The organism is Microbacterium galbinum (assembly GCF_023091225.1).
GTDB classification, from domain to species: domain Bacteria; phylum Actinomycetota; class Actinomycetes; order Actinomycetales; family Microbacteriaceae; genus Microbacterium; species Microbacterium galbinum.
Genome location: NZ_JAHWXM010000002.1, coordinates 161,828 through 181,700 on the forward strand (window position 1 = coordinate 161,828; position 19,873 = coordinate 181,700).

Consider the following 19,873-nt stretch of genomic DNA (forward strand, 5'->3'; position numbering starts at 1 on the left):
CATGGCCGAGCCCACCGACGTCCGCGTCGCGGTCTACCTCGACTTCGACAACATCGTCATCTCCTGGTACGACCGGGTGCACGGTCGCAACGCCTACGGCAAGGACCGTCAGCGCATCAGCGAGAACCCGAACGATCCCGAGGTCGCCGAGCGCCTGAGCCTCGCGATGATCGAGGTCGGCGCGATCATCGACTACGCCGCCTCCTTCGGCACGCTCGTGCTCACCCGCGCCTACGCGGACTGGTCCTCGCCCGTGAACGCGGTCTACCGCTCGCAGCTCGTCGCCCGCGCGGTCGACCTGGTGCAGCTGTTCCCGGCCGCCGCATACGCGAAGAACGGGGCAGACATCCGTCTCGCGGTGGATGCGGTCGAAGACATGTTCCGCCTGCCCGACCTCACTCACGTGGTGATCGTCGCTGGCGACAGCGACTACGTGCCGCTCGCCCAGCGCTGCAAGCGTCTCGGCCGGTACGTGATCGGCGTCGGCGTCGCCGGGTCCACGGCGAAGTCGCTGGCCGCGGCCTGCGACGAGTTCGAGGCCTACGACTCGCTCCCCGGCGTGCACCGTCCCGTCAAGGCCGCCCCGGTGGCCGAGGTCGCCGCCGCGCCCGCCGAGGCGGCCGAAGCGGAGGCCGAGCCGGCGGCTGAGGCTCCGACCGACACGGTCAAGAAGAGCACCCGCTCGCGTCGCGCCAAGTCGGCACCGGCCGCGCCGCCGCCCGAGCCCGTGATCGACCCGCAGAACGAGGCGACGCAGTTGCTCGAGCGCGCGCTGCGCTTGGGGCACGACAAGGCGGATGCCGACGAGTGGCTGCACAGCTCGGCGGTCAAGACGCACATGCGCCGCATGGATCCGTCGTTCAGCGAGAAGGGACTCGGCTACCGGTCGTTCTCGGACTTCCTGAAGTCCCGCGACGACATCGCCGAGCTCGAAGAGACCGGGCACGAGCGCTTGGTCAGGCTGCGCGACCGCTGACCTCGTCGCCGCCCGTGTCGTGACGCCCGAGGGCACGCCACGAGAGGGCGGCCACGACGACCGTGACCGCCCCGACGACGGCGTAGGCGAGGCGCGGGTCGGTGAGCTGCGCGAGCGCCCCCACGAGCACGCCGGTCACGACGGTCGATCCCGGCAGTGCCATGGCCCAGATGCCCATGACGCGGCCGCGGATCGGCGTCGGGGTCGAGAGCATGACGAGCGCGTTGGCGCGCGCGATGAACCACATCACGATCGCCCCGACCACCGCGAGGCCGAGGAACAGCAGCGGCAGCGTGGGTGCCGCCGCCGAGAGCAGCACCGCCAGGCCCATCAGCGCCGCCAGCATCCGCACCTCGCCGCCGCGCGGCGTCGTCGGCCCGGTGGCCGAGAAGAATGCGCCGGGCAGCGCGCCCAGACCGAAGGCGACGGCCAGCAGCCCGTAGGTTCCGCCGTCGGCGCGGAAGACGTTCGCGACGATCAAGGGGATCACGACCGCGATGTTGTACCCGGCCGCCGCGCACACGGCGAGCAGGAGCGTCTGCCGCACCGCAGGCGTGCGGGCCACGAACCGCCAGGCGCCCGTCGTCGGCGGGTCGGGCGCGGCCGATTCCTCGACCACCGGATCCGACGTCGGCCGCGACCGCGGCCGCAGCGTCAGCAGCACGATGATCGACGGCACGAACACCAGGGCGTTCACGACGAAGCACCACGCGGCATCCGCGAAGACGAGCAGCACTCCCGCCACCGCGGGGCCCAGCACCCGCGCGCCGTTGATGATGACCTCGTTCATGCTCACCGCGCTCGTCACGCGCTCGCGCCCGACGAGGTCGAGCACCAGCAGCTGCCGCGCCGGGTTGTCGGCGGCGAACGCGAGGCCGTGCGCGAGCGAGAGCGCCATCAGCATCCAGATCTCGAGCGCACCGCCGAAGGCGAGCGCGGCCAGCACGGCGGCCACCGCCATCTGTGCGACGGCCGTCACCAGCAGCACCGAGAGCCGCGAGTAGCGATCCACGAGCACGCCGATGAACGGGCCGAGGGCGAGCGTCGGCACCATCATGCAGGCCGTCACGGCACCGAGCGCGAGCCCATCGCCCCCGAGTTCGACCACGAGCCACGCGATCGCGATCTGCGAGGCGGCCCCGCCCGCCGCCGACAGCAGCTGCGTGATGCTCCACCGGCGGTAGTCGCGGATGCGGAGCGCGGCGAACGAGCGGGTCAGGGATTCGCGCGTGAAGCGATCGCGCCAGAAGCTCACTGGTTGCTGAATGCGGCGTCGAACGGGGCCGTCGGCTTCGGCCACAGCAGCGACCGCACGTACTCGACGGCCTGTGCTGCGCCGTGCAGGCGATCCATGCCGGCGTCCTCCCACTCGATCGAGATGGGGCCCGCGTATCCGATGGCGTCGAGCGCGCGGAACGAATCCTCCCAGGGCACGTCACCGTGCCCGGTCGAGACGAAGTCCCAGCCACGGCGCGGGTCGCCCCAGGGCAGGTGCGAACCGAGCACGCCCGCGCGTCCGTTGTGCGGGCGCAGCCGGGTGTCCTTGCAGTCGACGTGGTAGATGCGGTCGGCGAAGTCGACGATGAAACCCACCGGATCGATGTTCTGCCACATCATGTGCGAGGGGTCCCAGTTGAAGCCGAAGGCCTCCCGGTGGTCGATCGCTTCGAGGGCCCGCACCGACGACCAGTAGTCGTAGGCGATCTCGCTCGGGTGCACCTCGTGCGCGAACCGTACCCCCTCGGCGTCGAAGACATCGAGGATCGGGTTCCAGCGTGCCGCGAAGTCGTCGAATCCTCCGTCGATCACCGACTCGGGCACCGGCGGGAACATCGCCACGTAGGGCCAGATCGACGACCCGGTGAACCCGACCACGGTGTCGACGCCGAGCTTGCGGGCCACGCGCGCGGCGCGCTTCATGTCGTCGGCGGCACGCTGACGCACGCCTTCGGCCTCGCCGTCGCCCCACACGTAGTCGCGGAGGATCGCCTGGTGGCGGAAGTCGATCGGCGCATCGCACACCGCTTGACCGGCGAGGTGGTTCGAGATCGCGAAGACCTGCAGGCCGTGGCGGTCGAGGATCTCGAGGCGGGAGGCCGCGTAGGCGTCGTCCTCGTCCGCGCGCTGCAGGTCGAGGTGGTCTCCGGATGCCGCGATCTCCAACCCGTCGTAGCCCCACGAGGCGGCGAGCCGGGCCACCTCCTCGAACGGCAGATCGGCCCACTGGCCGGTGAACAGGGTGACGGGATGCGTGCTCATCGATGTGCCTCCGTTGGCGCTGCGGGGTAGTTCTCGGCGATCCACGCCCAGCTCGTCTTCGCGCTCTCGAACGGCTCCATGCTGGGCTTGTCGACCTCGATCAGAACCGTACCGCCGAAATCGTCCGGCAGCTCGGCGAGCGCCTCGCGGATCGGCACGTCGCCGAGCCCGGGCTCGAGGAAGAAGCGCTCGGCCATGACGTCGAAGTAGGGCGTCTTCTTCTCGCGCGCGGTCTTCGCGAGCGCGAGGTCCATGTCCTTCACGTGCAGGTCCGAGATGCGGTCGGCGTGCGCGGCGACCCAGGCCACGACATCCGTGCCCGTCCACGCCAGGTGACCGATGTCGGGCCCGGCGGCGAGCAGCGACGGCGAGATCGCGTCGAGCACGTGGTCGTACTCGGCCTCGGTCTCGATCCACGTGCCGACGTGGTTGTGCAGCGCGGGCGTCACGCCCTCGGCCGTCAGCACCTCTGCCGCCTCGCCGATGACGTTCACGACCCGATCGAGCCGCGCGGCGTCGAAGGCGTGGCCGGAGGCCGCCGCCTCGTCGATGCGCGGCCGCCCGGGGGCCATGTCGGCCGCGAGGAACACGCGGTCGAGACCGAGGTACAGCGACTCCTCGGCACGCCGACGGATGCCGTCGAACCAGCGGAAGTGCGCCTCGTCGTCACCCGTGTGATCGCGACCGAACTCCTCGGGGAGGCCGATGTGCACGTAGCCCGGTGTGACCGTCAGCCCCGAATCCGCGACGACGCGGGCGTACGCCTGCAGGGTCTGGGTCGGGAGCACCTCGAGCATGACCGACGAGAACCCGGCGTCGCGCACCTGACCGAGCACGATCGGCTGGCGGGCGAGGAAGCTCGGGCGGTCGAACTCCCATCCGACGCTGCCCGGGTCGCCCGTCGAGTCGCCGAGCGAGACGGTGATCCACTGGAGCGTGTTGAGCGAGAAGTGGTCCCTGGTGAGTGTCATCGTCGTTCCCTTCCTCGACCGTCAGGCCGTGATCTCTGCGACCCAGCGGGCCGTGTGGTGGGCACTGGCGACCGGGTCCATGCTGGCGCGATCGACCTCGATGATCACCCAGCCGTCCCAGCCCTCGGGCAGCTGCTCGAGCGTGCCCCGCAGGTCGACCTGACCGAGCCCGGGCTCGAGGTAGAGTCCGAGGTCGGTCGCCCGCTCGTAGCTCAGTCCCTCTTCGCGGCTGCGCCGCGCGAGCTCGAGATCGAGGTCCTTCAGGTGCAGATCCTGCACGCGGTCCGCCCAGCGCGCGATGGTGTCCTTGGCGCTGATGCCCGCCCACTCCAGGTGACCGATGTCGAAGGCCGCGCCGAGGCGCTGCGCGTCGATCGCGTTCAGCACGTGCTCGTACTCGTGCTGCGTCTCGATCCAGGTGCCGACGTGGTTGTGCAGCCCGGGCTTCACGCCCTCGGCGTTCAGCACGTCGACGGCCTCGTCGATCAGGTCGGTGAGCTCGTCGAGGCGATCCTGCGAGAAGTCCGCGCCGATGGCCGGCTTCTGCCAGCGGATCGCCGTCTGGTCGACCTCGGCGGCGAGGAAGATCGTGCCGATCCCGAAGTAGTTCGATTCCTCGGCCTTGCGACGCACCGCATCGAACCAGTGGATGCGCTCGAAGGTGCCGCGCTCGAGCCGTCCGCCGTGATCGCTCGCCAGCGGAACCTGCACGTACCCCGGGGCGAGGGCCAGACCCGACTCCCGCACCATCGCCGCGTAGTTCTTCAGGGTCTGCGTGTCGAGCACCTCCATCATCGTGGCCCCGAACCCGGCCTGTCGGATCTCGCGGAGCACATCGGGGTACTCGGCGACGAACGCGGGGTCGGCGAAGCGCCACAGACTCGCGCTCTCGAGGTCTTCCGGGTCCTCCTTCACGTTGATCCACTGGATCGCGTTGAGGGCGAACTTCAGGTCCTTCACGGCCATGGGAGGGGTCCTTTCGAGGGGGTCGCTGCAGGGGTCACGACGCGGCGGTCACTTCAGACCGGTGGCGGCGACGCCCTGGATGAAGTACTTCTGCAGGAAGAGGAACAGGATGAGGATCGGCAGCAGCACGACCATCGCACCGGCCAGCAGCAGACCGAAGGAGATGGTGTTGGATGCCTGCGACGCGACCGAGAGTCCGACCGGCGCGGTGTAGGTGTCCTGCGACTGGGCGACGACGAGCGGCCAGAGGAAGTTGTTCCACGAGGTGAGGAACGACAGGATCGCGACGGTCGCGAGGCCGGGACCGGTGAGCGGCAGGAAGACCCGGAAGAAGATCCGGCCCTCCCCCGCGCCGTCCAGACGCGCGGCCTCCATGAGCTCGAACGGCACGCCGTGCGCGAACTGGCGCATGATGAACACGCACAGCGGCAGCACGAGCACGGGCAGGATGATCGCGATGAGCGAGTTCACCAGGCCCATCTGCACGACGATCACGAACTGCGGCACGAAGAGCGCCACGTACGGCACGATCATCGATGCGATCACGAGCGGGAACACGAGGCCGCGTCCGCGGAAGCGCAGCTTCGCGAGCGCATACCCGGCCATCGCGCTGAAGAGCACGTTGCCCACGATCGCGACGCTCGAGACCACGATGCTGTTGAGCATGTAGGTGCCGAAGCCGCGGTCGGCGAACAGCTGGATGTAGTTCTGGATCTGGAACGACTCCGGGAACCACGCCCCCGGGTTGCCGAGGAACTCGGCCTGCGTCTTGAACGATCCGAAGAACACCCAGACGAAGGGCAGGAGCATGAAGACGGTGATGACGGTGAGCGCCGTGTAGTTCAGCGCTTGACGCGTCGGAGACAGAGTTTTCAATGTTTCGGCCTCAGGATTCTGAACTGGACGATCGCGACGATTCCGACGAGCACGAGCAGCAGCACCGATCCCGCCATCGAGGCGGAGACGTTGCCGAACCCGAACTGCTCGTACACCCAGACGGCGATCGACTTGGTGGATCCGAGCGGGCCGCCCTTGGTGAGCAGGTACGGCTCTTCGAAGATGTTGAGGAACGAGACCGTCTGCAGCACCGTGACGAGCAGGGTCGTCGGGCGCAGCAGCGGCAGCGTGATCGACCAGAGCCGGCGCCAGGCACCCGCCCCGTCGGTGGCCGCGGCCTCGTAGATCTCCTCCGGCACGGCCTGGAGGCCGGCGAGGAAGAGGATCATGCAGGTTCCGGTCGTGCGCCACACGCCCATCATCACGACGGTGGTGATGGCCCAGCCCGGCTCGCCGAGCCAGTTCGGCGCTCCGAGTCCCAGATCCGCGAGGGTCGTGTTCACCGGCCCGGTGATCGAGAACGCGTACTGCCAGATCACGGCGGCGGCGACGATGTTGGTGATCACCGGCACGTAGGCCGCGGCCCGGAAGAAGTTGCGCAGGCGACGGATGCCGTTGTTGAGCATGAGCGCCAGGGCGAGGCCCAGGGCCATGCTGATCGGCACGCAGATCACCACGAACATCACGGTGTTCAGGAACGCGCTCTGGAATCCGGGGTTGTTGATGATGTCGATGAAGCCCTGGAAGCCCGTGAAGTTCACGTTGAACGGATCGCGGATGTCGCGGGCGCTGATGTCGGTCAGGCTCGCCCCGATCGCGAGCACGGCGGGGATGCCGGTGAAGAGCAGGAAGATCGCGAGGAACGGGGCGAGGAACAGCCACGCGGTGGTGGCTTCGGCCCGCGATCCCTCGTGCACCTTCCTGATCCGTCGAGGACCGGTGCCCCGGGGGCGTCGCGAGGACGCCCCCGAGGTGACCATGGTGCGGGTCGCAGTGGTGGACATGATCGGGGTCAGTTACCCGTCCCGATGGACTCGGCCTGCGCCTGAGCCTCGTCGAGAGCGTCCTGCGCCGACACTCCGCCGCGGACGACCTTCTCCATCTGCTCACCGATCACGGTGCCGACCTGGCTCCAGGTCGAGACCTTCGGCAGGGTGACGCCGGTCTCGAGACCGGCCTCGACCGTCTGCAGCAGACGGTCCCCGGCGAGCGCCGGGTCCTCCCACGCCGACTTCACGGCCGGCATGTTCTTGAAGATCTCGAACCACTTGACCTGGCTCTCGGGCTCCGACATGAAGCGGGCGAACTTCCACGCCGCGTCCTTGTTCTCGGAGTCGGAGGGCACGAACCAGCTGCCGCCGCCGACCGTGGTCGCGGCGTCGCCGTCGGGGCCGACGGGCATCGTGGCGAGCGAGAGGTGCTCGTCCGCCCAGCCCTCGCCGTTGGCATCGTCGAACCAGCCGACGAACCAGGGGCCGCCGTCGATGATCGCGGCGTTCTTACCGGTGGTCGACCACGAGACCGTGTCGAGGAAGGCGGGGCCGTCGGGCGAGGCCAGGCCGTCGGCCATCAGGCCCGCCCAGTACTCGAGCGCCTCGACGTTCTCGGGCGAGTTGATCGTCCACGTCGAGAGGTCGTCGGAGATGAACCCGCCGCCGTTCTGCTTCGCGAAGGTCAGCAGCTGACGGGCGGTGTACGAGTCGTAGGCCGCGTAGAGCGCGAGCGGCCACTCGACACCGGAGGCCTTGAGGTCCTCACCGAAGGTGCGCAGACTGTCCCAGTCGGTGGGGGCCTCGGCACCCGCGGCCTCGGCCAGGTCGGTGCGGTAGATGACCATGTCGGCGTAGGCGTACCACGGCACGCCGTAGGCCACGTCGTCGTAGACCGAGTTGTCCCAGATGACCTCGAAGAAGTCGTCCGGGTCGACGAGGCCGTCGGGCACGGCGTCGAATCCTCCGGTCGAGATCAGCGACGACTGCGTCTCGGTGAACGCGTAGATCAGGTCGGGCACGGTGCCCGCGGTGATCGCCGCGGTCATCTTCGACGCGAACTCCGCTTCCGGGATCTGCGTCATGTTGATCTCGACGTCGGGGTTGTCCTTCGTGAACTCCTCGAACATCTGGGGCAGTTCGGCGCCGTCGGCGCCCTGCGTCCAGATCTCGAGGGTGCCGGTGGCCGGCTCGTCGTCGACCTTCGTGGAAGCGCCGGCGTCGCCGCCGCCGCTGTCGCCGCTGCGGCCGCAGCCGGTGAGCAGCAGGGCGCCGGACGTGACCAGCGCGATTCCGAGCATCGTCGCCCGGCGTCGCGAAGTGGTGTGGAAGTGCATCGCGATCATCTCCTTGGTGGGTAGGGGTACTGCAGGGTCAGAGGGAAGCGGCGACCGCGCGGGCGATGCGCACCGAGAGCGTGGCTCCGGTGAGCGTCGAGTTGCACGTCAGCGCGGTCGGGATCACGCCGTTGCCGGCGAGATACAGGTTGTCGAAGCCCCAGACACGACCATCCGTGTCCACGACGCTCGTGCCGTCGTCATCGGGGCCCATCCGGACGGTGCCGGTGTAGTGCAGGGATGCCCCGGGGGGCTGCACCTCGCGGTCCTCGGTCGGGAAGTCCCCGATCACGGCCGCTGCCGTCCGCTGCACCTCCTGGGTGCGGCGGATCTCCTCGAGGTCGGCGTCGGAGTACGAGAAGTGCACGGTCATGTGCGGCATGCCGAGGGCATCCGTCAGCTCGTCGGAGAACTCGATGCGGTTCTCGGCGCGGATCTCGGTGGCGCAGTACCATCCGACGCTGAGCTTGTGGCGTCCCTCGAACTCGCGCTCCATGAGCTGGCCGTGCGCGGGGCGGGCGGCGCCGATCGACGGGCTCCAGAACGAGCCGATGAACGGCTCCCCCGCGGGCGGCTGGATGATGTCGGCATCCGTCAGGCCGAAGCGGGAGGCGTCGATGTCGACCTCGCCGTCGATCGTCGCGTGCTCGTTGAGGTAGGCGCCGAGGGCGGTGGGGCGGATGCCGGAGGCCCAGAGCAGCTGCGGGGTGCGCAACGCGTCGCCCGCGATCAGCACCTGCGCGCCGTGGGCGGTCGCTTCCTCGCCGGTGACGAGGTCGCGGTAGGAGAGTCCGGTGACGCGCGTTCCGTCGTGCTCGATGCGGTGCACCAGCACGCCGCTGCGGAGCGTGACGTTCGCCTCGCTTCCGTCGAAGACGAACGGCGCGATGTCCCGCGGGCCGGTGCGGGCGAAGGGCTCGCCGACGCGCGGCACGCCGCCCATCGGCATGTACCCGAACTCGCGGGCGGGATCGGGGCTCGGCACGGCCTCGCGGAGAGCGGCGAACAGCGGCTGCTCGAACGGGTTCGGCACGCCCGCGACGAGGGGCCCGACGTAGGTGCGCAGCAGACCGCGCGCCGTCTCGAGGTCGGCGTCCCATTCGGCGCGCGGCAGGAAGGCGGGGATCTCCTCGGCATAGGGCCAGGGGGTCGCGGCGGTCCAGTGCACGCCCATCCCGCCGATGTTCCAGGCGACGGACGCCCCCGGGAAGGCGGCGAAGTTGTGCCCGAAGAACGCCGCCGGGAACACGCCGGACGACTCGGGATCCCACCCGTCGCCCTCGATCGCGCTCATCGAGACCGCATCCTTGACGTACTCGATCTGGCGCGCGCGGCGCATGAGGTCGTCGTACGAGGCGTTCATCGCGCTCTCATCGGCCTCGACGAGGTGCTCGCCCGGCACCGAGGTGATCTCGCGACCGGCCTCGAGCACCAGGATCGTCGCCTCGGGCACCCGCTGGTGCACCTGCTGCGCGATGATCGCGCCGTTCGGACCGGTGCCGACGATCACGAGGTCGAAGTTGTCAGTCATCTGTGTTCCTTCTGTTCTGCGTTGAATCAGGAGAGGTGCGTGCACCGGGGTCAGAGTGCGGGGGTGTCGACCCAGCGCTGCTCGTCGGCGGCGATCAGCACGGCCTCGGTGAGTCGAGCGGCGCGCACCCCGTCGTCGAAGGTGGGCAGGCCGTCGGGTGACTCACCGCGGATCGCCGCGTAGGCGTCGGCGACGAAGCCGTTGAAGGCGTCCTGATAGCCCTGCGCGTGACCGGCGGGAACGGTCGAGAACCGGGCGACTCCGGGGTGAGCGGTCTGCGGGTCGCGGAAGAGGTGCCTGCTGCCCTCGCGCTCGCCGATCCACAGCTCCTCCGGGCGCTCCTGGTCGAAGCGGATGCTCGCCTGCGTACCGTGGAGTTCGAGGGTGAGGGAGTTCTTGCGGCCGGCGGCCATCTGCGAGATCAGCAGCGTGCCGATCGCGCCCGACTCCATCTCGACGAGGATCGACACGGCGTCCTCGTTGGTGACGGCGCGCCCGGCGCGCTCGGCGTAGACGCGGCGCGTGCGGGCGGTGAGGCGCACGATCCGCTCCCCCGCGACGAACTCGAGCAGGTCGCACAGGTGCGAGCCGATGTCGGCGAAGGCGCGGGAGGGTCCGCCGTCGGCGGAGGTGACGCGCCAGTCGTCGTCGCCGGGCAGGAGCATCCAGTCCTGCAGGTATCCGCAGTCCACCGTGAGGAGATCTCCGATCTCACCGGCGGCGACGCGGGCGCGGGCCTCGCGCACCATCGGGTGGTACCGGTAGACGAAGGGCACCGCGGCGACCACACCGCGCTCGGCGGCTGCGGCGGCGAGCGCGCGGGCGTCGTCGACGTGCGTGGCGAGCGGCTTCTCGCAGATCACGTGCACGCCGGCCTCGATCACCGCGAGGGCGAAGGCGGCGTGGGTGGCGTTGGGGGTGCACACGTGCACCACGTCCACGTCCTGGGTGAGCAGTTCGGCGAGATCCTCGGCGGCGCGTTCGATCCCGAGGTCCTGAGCGGCGGTGAGGGCCCGCTCCCGCGAGGAGCTCGCGAGCACTGCGGTGGTGGCACCGGCGGCGCGTGCTGCGCGGCTGTGCACCTGGGCCATGAATCCTCCGCCGAGGAATCCGGATCGGATCGTCCCGACGCCGGTAGCTGTGACGTCCGTTGTCATGCCGATGATTCTGACACGAGTCCTCCTACTTTTGCTAGATCTTCGTCAAAAGATTTTTCTCAATCGTCAGATCTCCTCCGCTGAGCAGTGGAAGTCCTGTGATTTACTGACCCCTATGAGTGATGCGGAACGCCACCTCTCGAGCGCCTCCACGGGCGCGGGCGACATCTTCCAGCTCCTGCTGGACGGTCAGGCGCGCACCAAGGCCGACCTCGTGCACCTCACCGGCCTCGCCCGTTCCACCGTGTCGGCGCGCGTCGATGCCCTCCTCTCCGCCGGACTGCTCGTCGCCGCGGGCGAGGCCGCGTCCACCGGCGGGCGACCCCCGTCGCGCGTCGCCTTCAACCCGCGCGCGGGCCTCGTGCTGGCCGTCGACCTCGGCGCCTCACACGCCACGATCGCCATCGCCGATCTCGGCGGCAGGATCCTCGGCTCCACCACGCATCCGCTCGACATCGCCGGCGGGCCCGAGCCGGTGCTGGATCGGATGCTCGTCGAGGCCGAGGCCCTTCTCTCCGACCTCGAGACGCCCACGAGCGCGCTCGTCGGCGTCGGGATCGGCGTGCCCGGCCCGGTCGAGCACTCGACCGGCCGCCCCTACAACCCGCCGATCATGCCGGGATGGGACCGCTTCGACATCCCCGGCTACGTGCAGCGCACGTTCGACGTGCCGGTGCTCGTCGACAACGACGTGAACGTGCTCGCCCTCGGCGAGCAGACCACCAGCTTCCCCGACACCACCGATCTCATCTTCGTCAAGGTCGCCACCGGCATCGGTGCCGGCATCATCGCGGGCGGCCAGCTGCAGCGCGGCGCGCAGGGCTCGGCCGGCGACATGGGGCACGTCCGCGTGCCGCACTCCGCCGAGTCCACGCACGCCGCCGATGAGGAGCGCGACCTCGAGGACCTCGCCAGCGGCAGCGCGATCGCCGCGTCACTGCGCGCGCAGGGGATCGACGCCGAGACCAGCCGAGACGTGACCGAACTGGTGCGGGCGGGGAACACCGCGGCGATCGAAGCGTTGCGCCAGGCCGGGCGCGACGTCGGCGAGGTGCTCGCCACGGTCGTGAACCTGCTCAACCCCTCGATCGTCGTGCTCGGCGGCAGCATCGCACGAGCGGGCGAGCACCTGCTGGCCGGTGTCCGCGAGGTCGTCTACCGCCGATCGATCCCCCTCGCCACGCAGCATCTCGCCATCGTGCAGTCCCCGACCGGGGAGCGCGCCGCGGTGCTGGGCGCGGCGATCATGGTCGCCCGCGAGGTGCTCTCCCCCGCCAACGTCGAACGATACGTGTCGGTGAGAACCCGATGATTTCGCCCTATGAGCGCGCGCTCGGAGATCGCATCTCCGAGCTCCACCCGAAGACCGCCTGGTACTTCCGCACGATCCCCGATGGTCAGGTCGGCATCGGTACCGGGGTCTTCACCCGAGCCGGGTCCCCGCATCGCTGGCTGTGGCCGGTCTTCCGCATCGCCGAGTCCCTGGGCGTCGCGTTCGCCGGGTGGGAGCGCGACGTGCCCTTCCGCATCGAGAACCGCACCGTCGGCGGCACGGCCGTCGCGGTGCGGTACTTCGACCTCCCCGGCCGCACCTGGGTCATGCCCGACACGGTCGCCCTCGGCGAGAATCGCATCCTCCGCAACGAGATCGGCCCTCACCGCACCGTCGTGACGACCTTCGACCTCGACGTGCAGGACGGCGCGGTCGTGCTCACCATCCGACGGGTCGGGATGCGGTTCGGGCGGGTGCGCATCGCCGCTCCGCGCTTTCTGCGCCCGCGCATCGGCCTCGTCGAGCGCTGGGACGACGGCCGGCAGCAGCACCACGTGAACATGACCATCGACGCGCCACTCCTCGGTCGCGTCTACGAGTACACGGGCTACTTCGACTACGTGATCGAGAGCGAGACCCCGTGACCGATGCCACGCCCCTCCCCGCGGGCCCCGTCGTCATCGGCGGCTCCTCGGGATTCATGGGCAGGCACCTCGTCCCGCGCCTGCGGTCCGCCGGACGCGAGGTCATCACGATCTCGCGATCCGGGGCCGACATCTCCTGGGGCGACCAGCGCGCGATCGATCGCGCCGTCGACGGCGCGTCGCTCGTGATCGGTTTGGCCGGCAAGAGCGTGAACTGCCGATACACCCCCGAGAACCGCGCCCAGATCTTCCGGTCGCGGCTCGACACCACCGCGTCGCTGAGCTCGGCCATCGCCGACGCGACGGACCCGCCACCCCTGTGGATCAACTCCTCGACGGCGACGATCTACCGCCATGCCGAGGATCGACCGATGACCGAGTCGTCCGGGGATCTCGGCGCCGGTTTCTCCGTGGACGTGGCGAAGGCCTGGGAGCGCGCTCTGTTCGCCGACGATCTGCCGCACACCCGACGGGTCGCACTGCGCAGCGCCATCGTGCTCGGTCACGGCGGTGTGCTCGGTCCGCTCGAACGCCTGGCGAGACTCGGGCTGGGCGGCGCACAGCACGACGGACGCTGGCCCGTCAGCCGGGCGCGCCGCACCGCCGGAACCGGGCACTTCCCGGGAGCACTCCACGGCACGCAGAGGTTCAGCTGGGTGCACGTCGACGACGTGGCCCGGATCATCGACTTCCTCGAGGTCACCCCCTCGATCGAGGGCCCGGTGAACGCGGCCTCCCCGAACCCCTCCGACAACGCCGGGTTCATGGCCACCGTGCGCCGAGTGCTCGGCGTCGGCTTCGGGCCCCCGCTCCCCCGATGGATGCTCGAACTCGGCGCCATCGGCATCCGCACCGAGACCGAACTGGTCCTGAAGAGCCGCTGGGTCATCCCCGAGAAGCTCACGACCGCCGGGTTCGCCTTCGCCTATCCGGAGCTCGAGGGCGCGGTCCGTGAATCCTTCTCGCGCACGTCGCGCAGCGCCGGCTCCAGCTCGGGGAAGGCGAAGGCGTAGCCTGCGTCCTCGAGCACACCGGGAGCGATCCACCGACTGTTGAGCACCAGATCCGGCTCGGCGCGCAGCACCCACATCGCCGGCTCGAGCATGAACCGCCACGAGGGCAGCCCGATCGGCATCCCGACGACACGACGCAGCGCCCGCATCAGTCCGCGGTTGTCCACGACGCCCGGCGCCGACATGTTCACCGGACCCGAGATGCGCGCGTCGTCGCGGATGAACCGCACGGCTCCCACGAGGTCGTCGATGTGGATCCAGCTGAACCGCTGATGCCCGCGGGACCGCCGTCCCAGCGGCTTCCGCGGCTCGGTCGGGTGCGGGCCGATGCCGCGATAGCGCCGGTGCGGGAACCACCAGCCGTCGAACTGCGGCCCGCCGACGCCGAAGCGAGCGAGGCGGAAGAGCAGTGCCGGCGCGGGACCGTCGCCGACCACGAAGGTGATCCGCAGCGCCACGCGCCTCGTCGACGGCAGATCGCCCCGGAACAGCTCGGCTTCCCAGGCCCGGGTCACGTCCGGCAGGAAGCCGGTGTCGCGCTCGGTGTCGGCCTCGGTCTGAGCGCGGTCGAGCGCGTAGCGATAGACCGCCGCGCTGGATGCGTTCATCCAGACGGCGGGCGGATGCTCGGCTCCCGCGATGGCGTCGTGGAGCGCGCGGGTCGTGTCGATGCGCGACTGGAGGATCTCCTCGCGATTGCGATCGGTGAACCGCGCGTTGATGCTCTTGCCCGCGAGACCGATGACCAGGTCCGCGCCGTCGACGACGCGCCGGATCGAGGCGGGGTCGTCCCAGCGGGCGTCCGGGCCGTGGCGGCCGATCACGCTCACCGCGTATCCGTCGGCCTCGAGCGCCTGGGTCAGCGCCGTGCCGACGAACCCGCTGCCGCCGCCGATGACGGCCCGTTTCGCCATGTCAGAGGCCTTCCCCGCCGGATTCGCCGGCATCTCGCTTGCGCTTCTCGATCTCCTCGCGCAGGCGCCATTCCTCGATCTCGCGGTCGAGGTCGGCGATCTGCTGCTCGGTCGTGCGGATGTCGCGGGGCGGCGCCGGGGGTGCCTCGGTGCCCGTCGACGGGGCCGTGCGAGGAGCCCTCCGCAGACGTGGGATCGCGATCCCCGCGTCGCCGTAATCCCGGCCGAGGCCGAACCAGAGGAGCGCTCCGAGGAGCGGCAGCAGGATCACCACGATCAGCCAGACGAGGCGGGGCAGGAACCGCACCTGCGAGTCCTCGCGCCGCACGATGTCGACCACCGCGCCGATCGTCAGCGCGAGAGTGATGATCGTGAACAGGAACGGCATGAACTCAGAGTAGATCAGGGAAGCAGGTGCCCGGCAGCCCGGAACAGCTCGTACCACTCCTCACGGGTGAGTTCGACATCCGCCCCGGCCGCGGCATCCGTCACCCGCTCGGGCGTCGTGGTGCCGAGGACGACCTGCATGCGCGCCGGGTGACGGACGATCCACGCCGTCGCGATCGCGATCGGCGTCACGCCGTGCGCGGCGGCGAGCCGGTCGATGACCGCGTTCAGCTCGGCGTACTGCGGGTTGCCGAGGAAGACGCCGGTGAAGAAGCCGCCCTGGAACGGCGACCACGCCTGGATCGTGATGCCGTTGATGCGGCAGTACTCGACGATCCCGCCGCCGTCGCGCACGATGCTCTGGTCCTCGGCCGCCATGTTCATCGCGATCGGCTGGGCGATGATCGGGGCGTGCGTGATCGAGAGCTGCAGCTGGTTCGCGACGAGGGGCTGGCGCACCGCGGTGCGCAGCAGGTCGATCTGGCGCGGCGTGTGGTTCGACACCCCGAATGCGCGCACCTTGCCCGAGGCTTCGAGCTCGTCGAACGCCCGCGCGACCTCCTCGGGTTCGACCAGCGCGTCCGGGCGGTGCAGCAGCAGCACGTCGAGGCGGTCGGTTCGCAGCGAACGCAGAGATCCCTCGACCTGCGCGACGATGTGCTCGTACGAGAAGTCGAACATCCCCTTGTCGGGCACGATGCCGCACTTGGTCTGCAGCACGATCTCGTCGCGCTCGGCGGCGGTGAGACGCAGGGCAGCGGCGAACCGGGACTCGCAGTGGTGCATGCGTCCGCCGTAGATGTCGGCATGATCGAAGAAGTCGATCCCGGCGGCGCGCGCCGTGTCGTACAGGGCCCGGATGTGGGCGTCGTCCTTGTCGTCGATGCGCATCATCCCGGCGACGACGGCGGGTGCGGTGGTGGTTCCGAAAGGCACGGTCTTCATGGCGCCACGATATCGCGGCGGCGGGCACCCGCGTCAGTGGTCAGTGGTCAGTGGTCAGTGGTCAGCGACCCGAGCGCAGGTCAGGGAGGAGGGATGCCGGCGAACGATCCAGCGCCTCGGCGATGCGCGCGAGGTCGACGACGCTGATGTCGGCCTGCGCGTCGAGCTTGCGACGTAGGGTGGAGTAGGCGATTCCGGAGTGCTCCGCGAGCCATCTCTTCGAACGCTGACTCTCACGCAGGGCGGAGACGATCGCGGATGCCACCAATTGTCGATCATCTGCCGTCACACGTAGACAGTATCCTCCCGATTGGCGACACGCAACACCGCGTGTGTCCAATATGACGGCATACTGCATCCATCACGGTGCTATCGTGACTCGTGTGAAGACATCAGCGGAGCTGTTCAACGCGGCCGTCGGCCGTCAGCTGCGGGCCGAGATCGCCGCCGCAGGAAGCAGCATCGCCGCCATGGCGCGCGATGCGGGAGTCGCGCGGAGCGCGCTCGACAACTACGTCACCGGCAAACGCGCCATCCCCGTGCCGGTCGTCTACACGGTCTGCGCGATCATCAACGTCGCTCCGCACCTCGTGCTCGCGCGCGCCGAAGAGCGCCTGAGCGCCGACATCGCGAGCGCCCCGGCGACGATCACTCCCCTGCACCGCCGCCCCGATGTCGCACCCCTCGGCCAGGATGTCCCTGAAGTCGCCTTCGGCTCTCCCCTCCCGCACGATCGCGACACCGACGACCTCTACTCGTAGGAACGACATGGACCCGCAGCTCCTCCGCCTCGCCGAGGAGCGCGGGCTGCACATCGTCGAACGCGCCGGCCCCACGCGCGGCGGCTTCGACCCCGCGCACAGCATCATCCGCGTCGCCCCCGGCATGAGCGCCCGCACCACCCGCAGCGTCCTGGCCCACGAACTCGGGCACGCCACGCTCCGTCACGCGCCGACGACGCACGCGCGCCTGCGCGCTCGCCAGGAGCGCCAGGCCGATGCCTGGGCCGCACGCCTCCTGATCTCCCCGCAGGCCTACGCCGCCGCCGAGAACCTCCGTGGGCCGCACCCGGCGAGCCTCGCGTTCGAGCTCGACGTCACGGTCGAACTGGTGATCGCCTACCAGGCGCTCCTCGCCCACCCGAGTGAACGACAGCGCCGCGCTGGTTGAATGGCCGCATGGCTTTTCTCGTTCCCCCCGCGCCCGTCACGCTCACCGGCCGCCTCGTCGAACTGCGCCCGCTCGACGCGTCGTACCGCGACTCCCTCATCGAAGCCGTCGAAGAGGGCGACCTCTGGCAGACGGCCTGGTACACCTCGGTGCCCGCACCCGACGGGGTTGCCGCAGAGATCGATCGGCGGCTCGATCTCTGCGCGAAGGGCGAGATGATCCCCTTCGTCGCCGTCGATGCGACCGGTCGCGTGCTCGGCCTGACTTCGTACTACGACATCGCCGAGGACGTGCCCCGCCTGCACATCGGGTACACGTGGAACCGCCCCTCCGCCCACGGCACCGGCACGAACGCGGAGTCGAAGCTGCTGCTCCTGCGCCACGCCTTCGAGACGCTCGGCGTCTTCCGCGTCGGACTCACGACCCAGTGGGTCAACTTCCAGTCCCGTGCGGCGATCGAACGCCTCGGCGCCAAGCAGGACGGCGTGATGCGCGCGATGTCGCGCTACCGCAACGGCGCACTCCGCGACAGCGTCGAGTATTCGATCATCGAGCCGGAGTGGCCCGCCGTGCGCGCGAACCTCGAGATGCGGTTGTCGCGCAGGAGGTGAGGGCGCCGGCGCCGACCGTGATCAGTCGGTGGAGGGGCCCGACCAGTTCTTCGAGCGCCGCGTGGCCGAGCCGCGCTCGCGCATCATGAAGGCGAGCGACAGCATCGTGATCAGGAGGCCCGCGACGAAGATGATCGCCTGGTAGTCCTCGGCGGTCTGCGCGAAGGCCATGAGGTAGATCCCTCCGAGGAAGAGGATCAGGAAGAAGATGAAGCTGAGGATCACGGGATCTCCTGTCGTAGCGGCCGCCCCTCCAGCCTACCGCGCGTAGCGCAGGGCACCGATCCGCGGAAGCCCCTTCGCGCGCGCGGCATCCGCTGCTCTACTCGTCATCATGTACACCGCGCTCACCGCACTCGCCATCACCTGCACGCTCAAGCCCTCCCCCGCCGACTCGAGCTCCGACCTGCTCGCCACGCAGATCCTCGACGCTCTCGCCGACCACGGCGTCACCGGTGATCTGGTGCGCGCCGTCGACCTCGCCGTGAAGCCGGGCGTCGAGACCGACATGGGGGACGGCGACGAGTGGCCCGCCATCCGCGAGAAGGTGCTCGGCGCCGACATCCTCGTGCTCGTGACCCCGACGTGGATGGGGCAGCACTCGAGCGTCGCCCAACGGGTGCTCGAGCGCCTCGACGCCGAACTCGCCGAGACGGATGCCGAGGGGCGCCCGATCCTGTTCGACAAGGTCGCGATCGCCGGGATCGTGGGCAACGAGGACGGCGCGCACCACATCGCCGCGATCCTCTTCCAGTCGCTCAACGACGTCGGGTACACGATCCCCGCGCAGGCGTCGGTCTACTGGAACGGTGAAGCGATGCAGGGCGTCGACTACAAGGACCTCGACGAGACGCCGGAGAAGGTCGTGGAGACGATCACGACCGCGTCGCGGAACGCCGCGCATCTCGCCCGGGCGCTGAAGACGAGCGCGTATCCGGCCGACTGAACGTGACGACCTCGTCGCGACGCGATCGATCCACCGAGAGACCTGCGAGCTCCAGCCGCCGGAACACGCGCTTCGGCAGATCCGGCAGCCCGCGCTCCACACCGCGCGGAGGTGTGACGAGCCCCAGGAGGAGCGACAGGTCGACGCCTTCGGCGCGCACCTCGATACGCGCGTAGTCGCTGCGTGGCCTCCACAGCAGGTGGTTGAGGTCGCGATACGGGACGCGATGGTGCACCAGGCCGACCGTGAGGCGCAGCTCGTCGTTCCCGAACTCGATGACGGTGGGAACGGACCGACGCCGCGCACTGGCGGTGAACACGAAATACAGGGGCAACCCGACGAGCAGGCCCAGCGCGATGATCACGATGCGCGGGCCGAGCCTCATCGCGAGGTCGTCGAACACGACCATCAGCACGAACGCCACGAGCCCGGCCGGCAGGATCATCCCGACGATCGCCAGCGTGAGGGCGCGCATGCGCATCTCGACCGCGTCGACGCGCAGCTCCGAGCCGTCGCCGCTCGGCGCACGCTCCCAGGTGCGGAGAACCGGAGCCGGACGCTTCGCGGCATCTCGACGGCTCATCACCGAGGTCACGCGCGAGAGCAGCCCGAGCCAGATCCATCCCGCCGCCGGGATCGCGGCCATCTGCAGTACCACCACGACCGCGCGCACCGGCTCGGAGAGCGTCGCGAGCCAGGGCCCGGCGAACTCGACCACGACGATCATCAGCGCGGCCAGCACCACGGCGACCCCGATGTGAAGGGGAACGCCCGTGCGATTCGGCATCCGCAGCGTGAGGCCCACGAAGGCGAAGCCGAAGCACCACCCGCCCACCAGCATCAGGAGGAACGGCAAGAAGCTCAGGTCGTCGCCGGCCAGGGTCGCCGCGAGGGCGGCGGCGAGGAGGACGACTCCCCAGAAGAGCGGACGGCGCAGCACGGGACAA

At 69.7% G+C, this 19,873-nt stretch carries 23 protein-coding genes; 8 read left to right on the forward strand and 15 right to left on the reverse strand.

Annotated features, from left to right (window positions below):
* Position 1 precedes the first annotated feature (1 nt).
* Positions 2-976: an NYN domain-containing protein gene (locus tag KZC52_RS14825; RefSeq protein WP_247624912.1), complete on the forward strand. Its 975-nt coding sequence runs from the start codon at positions 2-4 to the stop codon at positions 974-976.
* On the opposite strand, the gene KZC52_RS14830 is transcribed toward KZC52_RS14825, so the two are convergent.
* The 9 genes from KZC52_RS14830 to KZC52_RS14870 all read right to left on the reverse strand — a co-directional run bounded on the left by KZC52_RS14830 (position 957) and on the right by KZC52_RS14870 (position 11,023).
* A complete protein-coding gene (locus KZC52_RS14830) occupies positions 957-2,231 on the reverse strand; it encodes an MFS transporter (RefSeq protein WP_247624913.1) in 1,275 nt (424 codons plus the stop codon). The two genes, KZC52_RS14825 and KZC52_RS14830, sit on opposite strands and share 20 nt — an antisense overlap.
* Entirely contained in the window at positions 2,228-3,235 is a 1,008-nt protein-coding gene (locus KZC52_RS14835; RefSeq protein ID WP_247624914.1) for a sugar phosphate isomerase/epimerase family protein, read from the reverse strand. The genes KZC52_RS14830 and KZC52_RS14835 overlap by 4 nt, the downstream gene beginning before the upstream one ends.
* On the reverse strand, positions 3,232-4,206 hold the full coding sequence (locus tag KZC52_RS14840; protein WP_247624915.1) for a sugar phosphate isomerase/epimerase family protein: 975 nt from the start codon (positions 4,204-4,206) through the stop codon (positions 3,232-3,234). Before KZC52_RS14840 ends, KZC52_RS14835 begins: the two co-directional genes overlap by 4 nt.
* 21 nt (positions 4,207-4,227) lie before the next feature.
* A complete protein-coding gene (locus KZC52_RS14845; protein WP_247624916.1) occupies positions 4,228-5,172 on the reverse strand; it encodes a sugar phosphate isomerase/epimerase family protein in 945 nt (314 codons plus the stop codon).
* A gap of 48 nt (positions 5,173-5,220) precedes the next feature.
* Positions 5,221-6,048, reverse strand: a complete 828-nt coding sequence (locus KZC52_RS14850; RefSeq protein WP_247624917.1) for a carbohydrate ABC transporter permease — start codon at positions 6,046-6,048, stop codon at positions 5,221-5,223.
* The gene (locus tag KZC52_RS14855) at positions 6,045-6,926 is read right to left on the reverse strand and encodes a carbohydrate ABC transporter permease (RefSeq protein ID WP_247624918.1); all 882 of its coding nucleotides are present in this window, start codon (positions 6,924-6,926) and stop codon (positions 6,045-6,047) included. Before KZC52_RS14855 ends, KZC52_RS14850 begins: the two co-directional genes overlap by 4 nt.
* A gap of 95 nt (positions 6,927-7,021) precedes the next feature.
* A complete protein-coding gene (locus KZC52_RS14860; protein ID WP_247624919.1) occupies positions 7,022-8,335 on the reverse strand; it encodes a sugar ABC transporter substrate-binding protein in 1,314 nt (437 codons plus the stop codon).
* A gap of 37 nt (positions 8,336-8,372) precedes the next feature.
* The gene (locus KZC52_RS14865) at positions 8,373-9,866 is read right to left on the reverse strand and encodes a GMC oxidoreductase (protein WP_247624920.1); all 1,494 of its coding nucleotides are present in this window, start codon (positions 9,864-9,866) and stop codon (positions 8,373-8,375) included.
* A gap of 50 nt (positions 9,867-9,916) precedes the next feature.
* Positions 9,917-11,023, reverse strand: a complete 1,107-nt coding sequence (locus KZC52_RS14870; protein ID WP_247624921.1) for a Gfo/Idh/MocA family protein — start codon at positions 11,021-11,023, stop codon at positions 9,917-9,919.
* A gap of 115 nt (positions 11,024-11,138) precedes the next feature.
* Here KZC52_RS14870 and KZC52_RS14875 point away from each other — a divergent pair, with 115 nt between their 5' ends.
* From KZC52_RS14875 to KZC52_RS14885, 3 genes are read left to right on the forward strand one after another with little or no spacing between them, the layout of a single operon-like run.
* Positions 11,139-12,335 carry an ROK family transcriptional regulator gene (locus KZC52_RS14875; RefSeq protein ID WP_247624922.1) on the forward strand — a complete coding sequence of 399 codons (1,197 nt, stop codon included), beginning with the start codon at positions 11,139-11,141 and terminating at the stop codon, positions 12,333-12,335.
* On the forward strand, positions 12,332-12,940 hold the full coding sequence (locus KZC52_RS14880) for a DUF4166 domain-containing protein (protein ID WP_247624923.1): 609 nt from the start codon (positions 12,332-12,334) through the stop codon (positions 12,938-12,940). Before KZC52_RS14875 ends, KZC52_RS14880 begins: the two co-directional genes overlap by 4 nt.
* Complete coding sequence (locus KZC52_RS14885; RefSeq protein WP_308194265.1) at positions 12,937-13,953, forward strand: epimerase; 1,017 nt, start codon at positions 12,937-12,939, stop codon at positions 13,951-13,953. The genes KZC52_RS14880 and KZC52_RS14885 overlap by 4 nt, the downstream gene beginning before the upstream one ends.
* On the opposite strand, the gene KZC52_RS14890 is transcribed toward KZC52_RS14885, so the two are convergent.
* From KZC52_RS14890 to KZC52_RS14905, 4 genes are all read right to left on the reverse strand, one after another.
* The gene (locus tag KZC52_RS14890; protein WP_247624924.1) at positions 13,866-14,867 is read right to left on the reverse strand and encodes an epimerase; all 1,002 of its coding nucleotides are present in this window, start codon (positions 14,865-14,867) and stop codon (positions 13,866-13,868) included. The two genes, KZC52_RS14885 and KZC52_RS14890, sit on opposite strands and share 88 nt — an antisense overlap.
* Position 14,868: 1 nt before the next feature.
* Positions 14,869-15,255 (reverse strand): PLDc N-terminal domain-containing protein, encoded by a 387-nt coding sequence (locus tag KZC52_RS14895; protein WP_247624925.1) that lies wholly within the window; start codon positions 15,253-15,255, stop codon positions 14,869-14,871.
* A gap of 14 nt (positions 15,256-15,269) precedes the next feature.
* The gene (locus KZC52_RS14900) at positions 15,270-16,199 is read right to left on the reverse strand and encodes an aldo/keto reductase (protein WP_247624926.1); all 930 of its coding nucleotides are present in this window, start codon (positions 16,197-16,199) and stop codon (positions 15,270-15,272) included.
* Between the two features lie 61 nt (positions 16,200-16,260).
* A complete protein-coding gene (locus tag KZC52_RS14905) occupies positions 16,261-16,488 on the reverse strand; it encodes an XRE family transcriptional regulator (RefSeq protein WP_247624927.1) in 228 nt (75 codons plus the stop codon).
* A 94-nt stretch (positions 16,489-16,582) separates the two neighbouring features.
* Here KZC52_RS14905 and KZC52_RS14910 point away from each other — a divergent pair, with 94 nt between their 5' ends.
* From KZC52_RS14910 to KZC52_RS14920, 3 genes are read left to right on the forward strand one after another with little or no spacing between them, the layout of a single operon-like run.
* Positions 16,583-16,960: a helix-turn-helix domain-containing protein gene (locus KZC52_RS14910; RefSeq protein ID WP_247624928.1), complete on the forward strand. Its 378-nt coding sequence runs from the start codon at positions 16,583-16,585 to the stop codon at positions 16,958-16,960.
* A 7-nt stretch (positions 16,961-16,967) separates the two neighbouring features.
* Positions 16,968-17,369 carry an ImmA/IrrE family metallo-endopeptidase gene (locus tag KZC52_RS14915; protein ID WP_247624929.1) on the forward strand — a complete coding sequence of 134 codons (402 nt, stop codon included), beginning with the start codon at positions 16,968-16,970 and terminating at the stop codon, positions 17,367-17,369.
* An 8-nt stretch (positions 17,370-17,377) separates the two neighbouring features.
* Positions 17,378-17,980, forward strand: coding sequence for a GNAT family N-acetyltransferase (locus KZC52_RS14920; RefSeq protein ID WP_247624930.1), 603 nt, complete (start codon positions 17,378-17,380; stop codon positions 17,978-17,980).
* Positions 17,981-18,001: 21 nt separating this feature from the next.
* On the opposite strand, the gene KZC52_RS14925 is transcribed toward KZC52_RS14920, so the two are convergent.
* Positions 18,002-18,205 (reverse strand): hypothetical protein, encoded by a 204-nt coding sequence (locus tag KZC52_RS14925; protein WP_247624931.1) that lies wholly within the window; start codon positions 18,203-18,205, stop codon positions 18,002-18,004.
* Positions 18,206-18,314: 109 nt separating this feature from the next.
* On the opposite strand from KZC52_RS14925, the gene KZC52_RS14930 reads away from it, so the two are divergent.
* Complete coding sequence (locus KZC52_RS14930; protein ID WP_247624932.1) at positions 18,315-18,926, forward strand: flavodoxin family protein; 612 nt, start codon at positions 18,315-18,317, stop codon at positions 18,924-18,926.
* On the opposite strand, the gene KZC52_RS14935 is transcribed toward KZC52_RS14930, so the two are convergent.
* Positions 18,856-19,866, reverse strand: a complete 1,011-nt coding sequence (locus tag KZC52_RS14935; protein WP_247624933.1) for a hypothetical protein — start codon at positions 19,864-19,866, stop codon at positions 18,856-18,858. The two genes, KZC52_RS14930 and KZC52_RS14935, sit on opposite strands and share 71 nt — an antisense overlap.
* Positions 19,867-19,873 lie beyond the last annotated feature (7 nt).

Excerpts from the sequence above, each read along its gene's own strand:
- KZC52_RS14825 (WP_247624912.1), top strand. The coding sequence starts at position 2 with ATGGCCGAGCCCACCGACGTCCGCGTCGCGGTCTACCTCGACTTCGAC.
- KZC52_RS14835 (WP_247624914.1), bottom strand. The coding sequence starts at position 3,235 with ATGAGCACGCATCCCGTCACCCTGTTCACCGGCCAGTGGGCCGATCTG.
- KZC52_RS14840 (WP_247624915.1), bottom strand. The coding sequence starts at position 4,206 with ATGACACTCACCAGGGACCACTTCTCGCTCAACACGCTCCAGTGGATC.
- KZC52_RS14845 (WP_247624916.1), bottom strand. The coding sequence starts at position 5,172 with ATGGCCGTGAAGGACCTGAAGTTCGCCCTCAACGCGATCCAGTGGATC.
- KZC52_RS14860 (WP_247624919.1), bottom strand. The coding sequence starts at position 8,335 with ATGCACTTCCACACCACTTCGCGACGCCGGGCGACGATGCTCGGAATC.
- KZC52_RS14865 (WP_247624920.1), bottom strand. The coding sequence starts at position 9,866 with ATGACTGACAACTTCGACCTCGTGATCGTCGGCACCGGTCCGAACGGC.
- KZC52_RS14870 (WP_247624921.1), bottom strand. The coding sequence starts at position 11,023 with ATGACAACGGACGTCACAGCTACCGGCGTCGGGACGATCCGATCCGGA.
- KZC52_RS14875 (WP_247624922.1), top strand. The coding sequence starts at position 11,139 with ATGAGTGATGCGGAACGCCACCTCTCGAGCGCCTCCACGGGCGCGGGC.
- KZC52_RS14880 (WP_247624923.1), top strand. The coding sequence starts at position 12,332 with ATGATTTCGCCCTATGAGCGCGCGCTCGGAGATCGCATCTCCGAGCTC.
- KZC52_RS14890 (WP_247624924.1), bottom strand. The coding sequence starts at position 14,867 with ATGGCGAAACGGGCCGTCATCGGCGGCGGCAGCGGGTTCGTCGGCACG.
- KZC52_RS14895 (WP_247624925.1), bottom strand. The coding sequence starts at position 15,255 with ATGCCGTTCCTGTTCACGATCATCACTCTCGCGCTGACGATCGGCGCG.
- KZC52_RS14900 (WP_247624926.1), bottom strand. The coding sequence starts at position 16,199 with ATGAAGACCGTGCCTTTCGGAACCACCACCGCACCCGCCGTCGTCGCC.
- KZC52_RS14915 (WP_247624929.1), top strand. The coding sequence starts at position 16,968 with ATGGACCCGCAGCTCCTCCGCCTCGCCGAGGAGCGCGGGCTGCACATC.
- KZC52_RS14920 (WP_247624930.1), top strand. The coding sequence starts at position 17,378 with ATGGCTTTTCTCGTTCCCCCCGCGCCCGTCACGCTCACCGGCCGCCTC.
- KZC52_RS14930 (WP_247624932.1), top strand. The coding sequence starts at position 18,315 with ATGTACACCGCGCTCACCGCACTCGCCATCACCTGCACGCTCAAGCCC.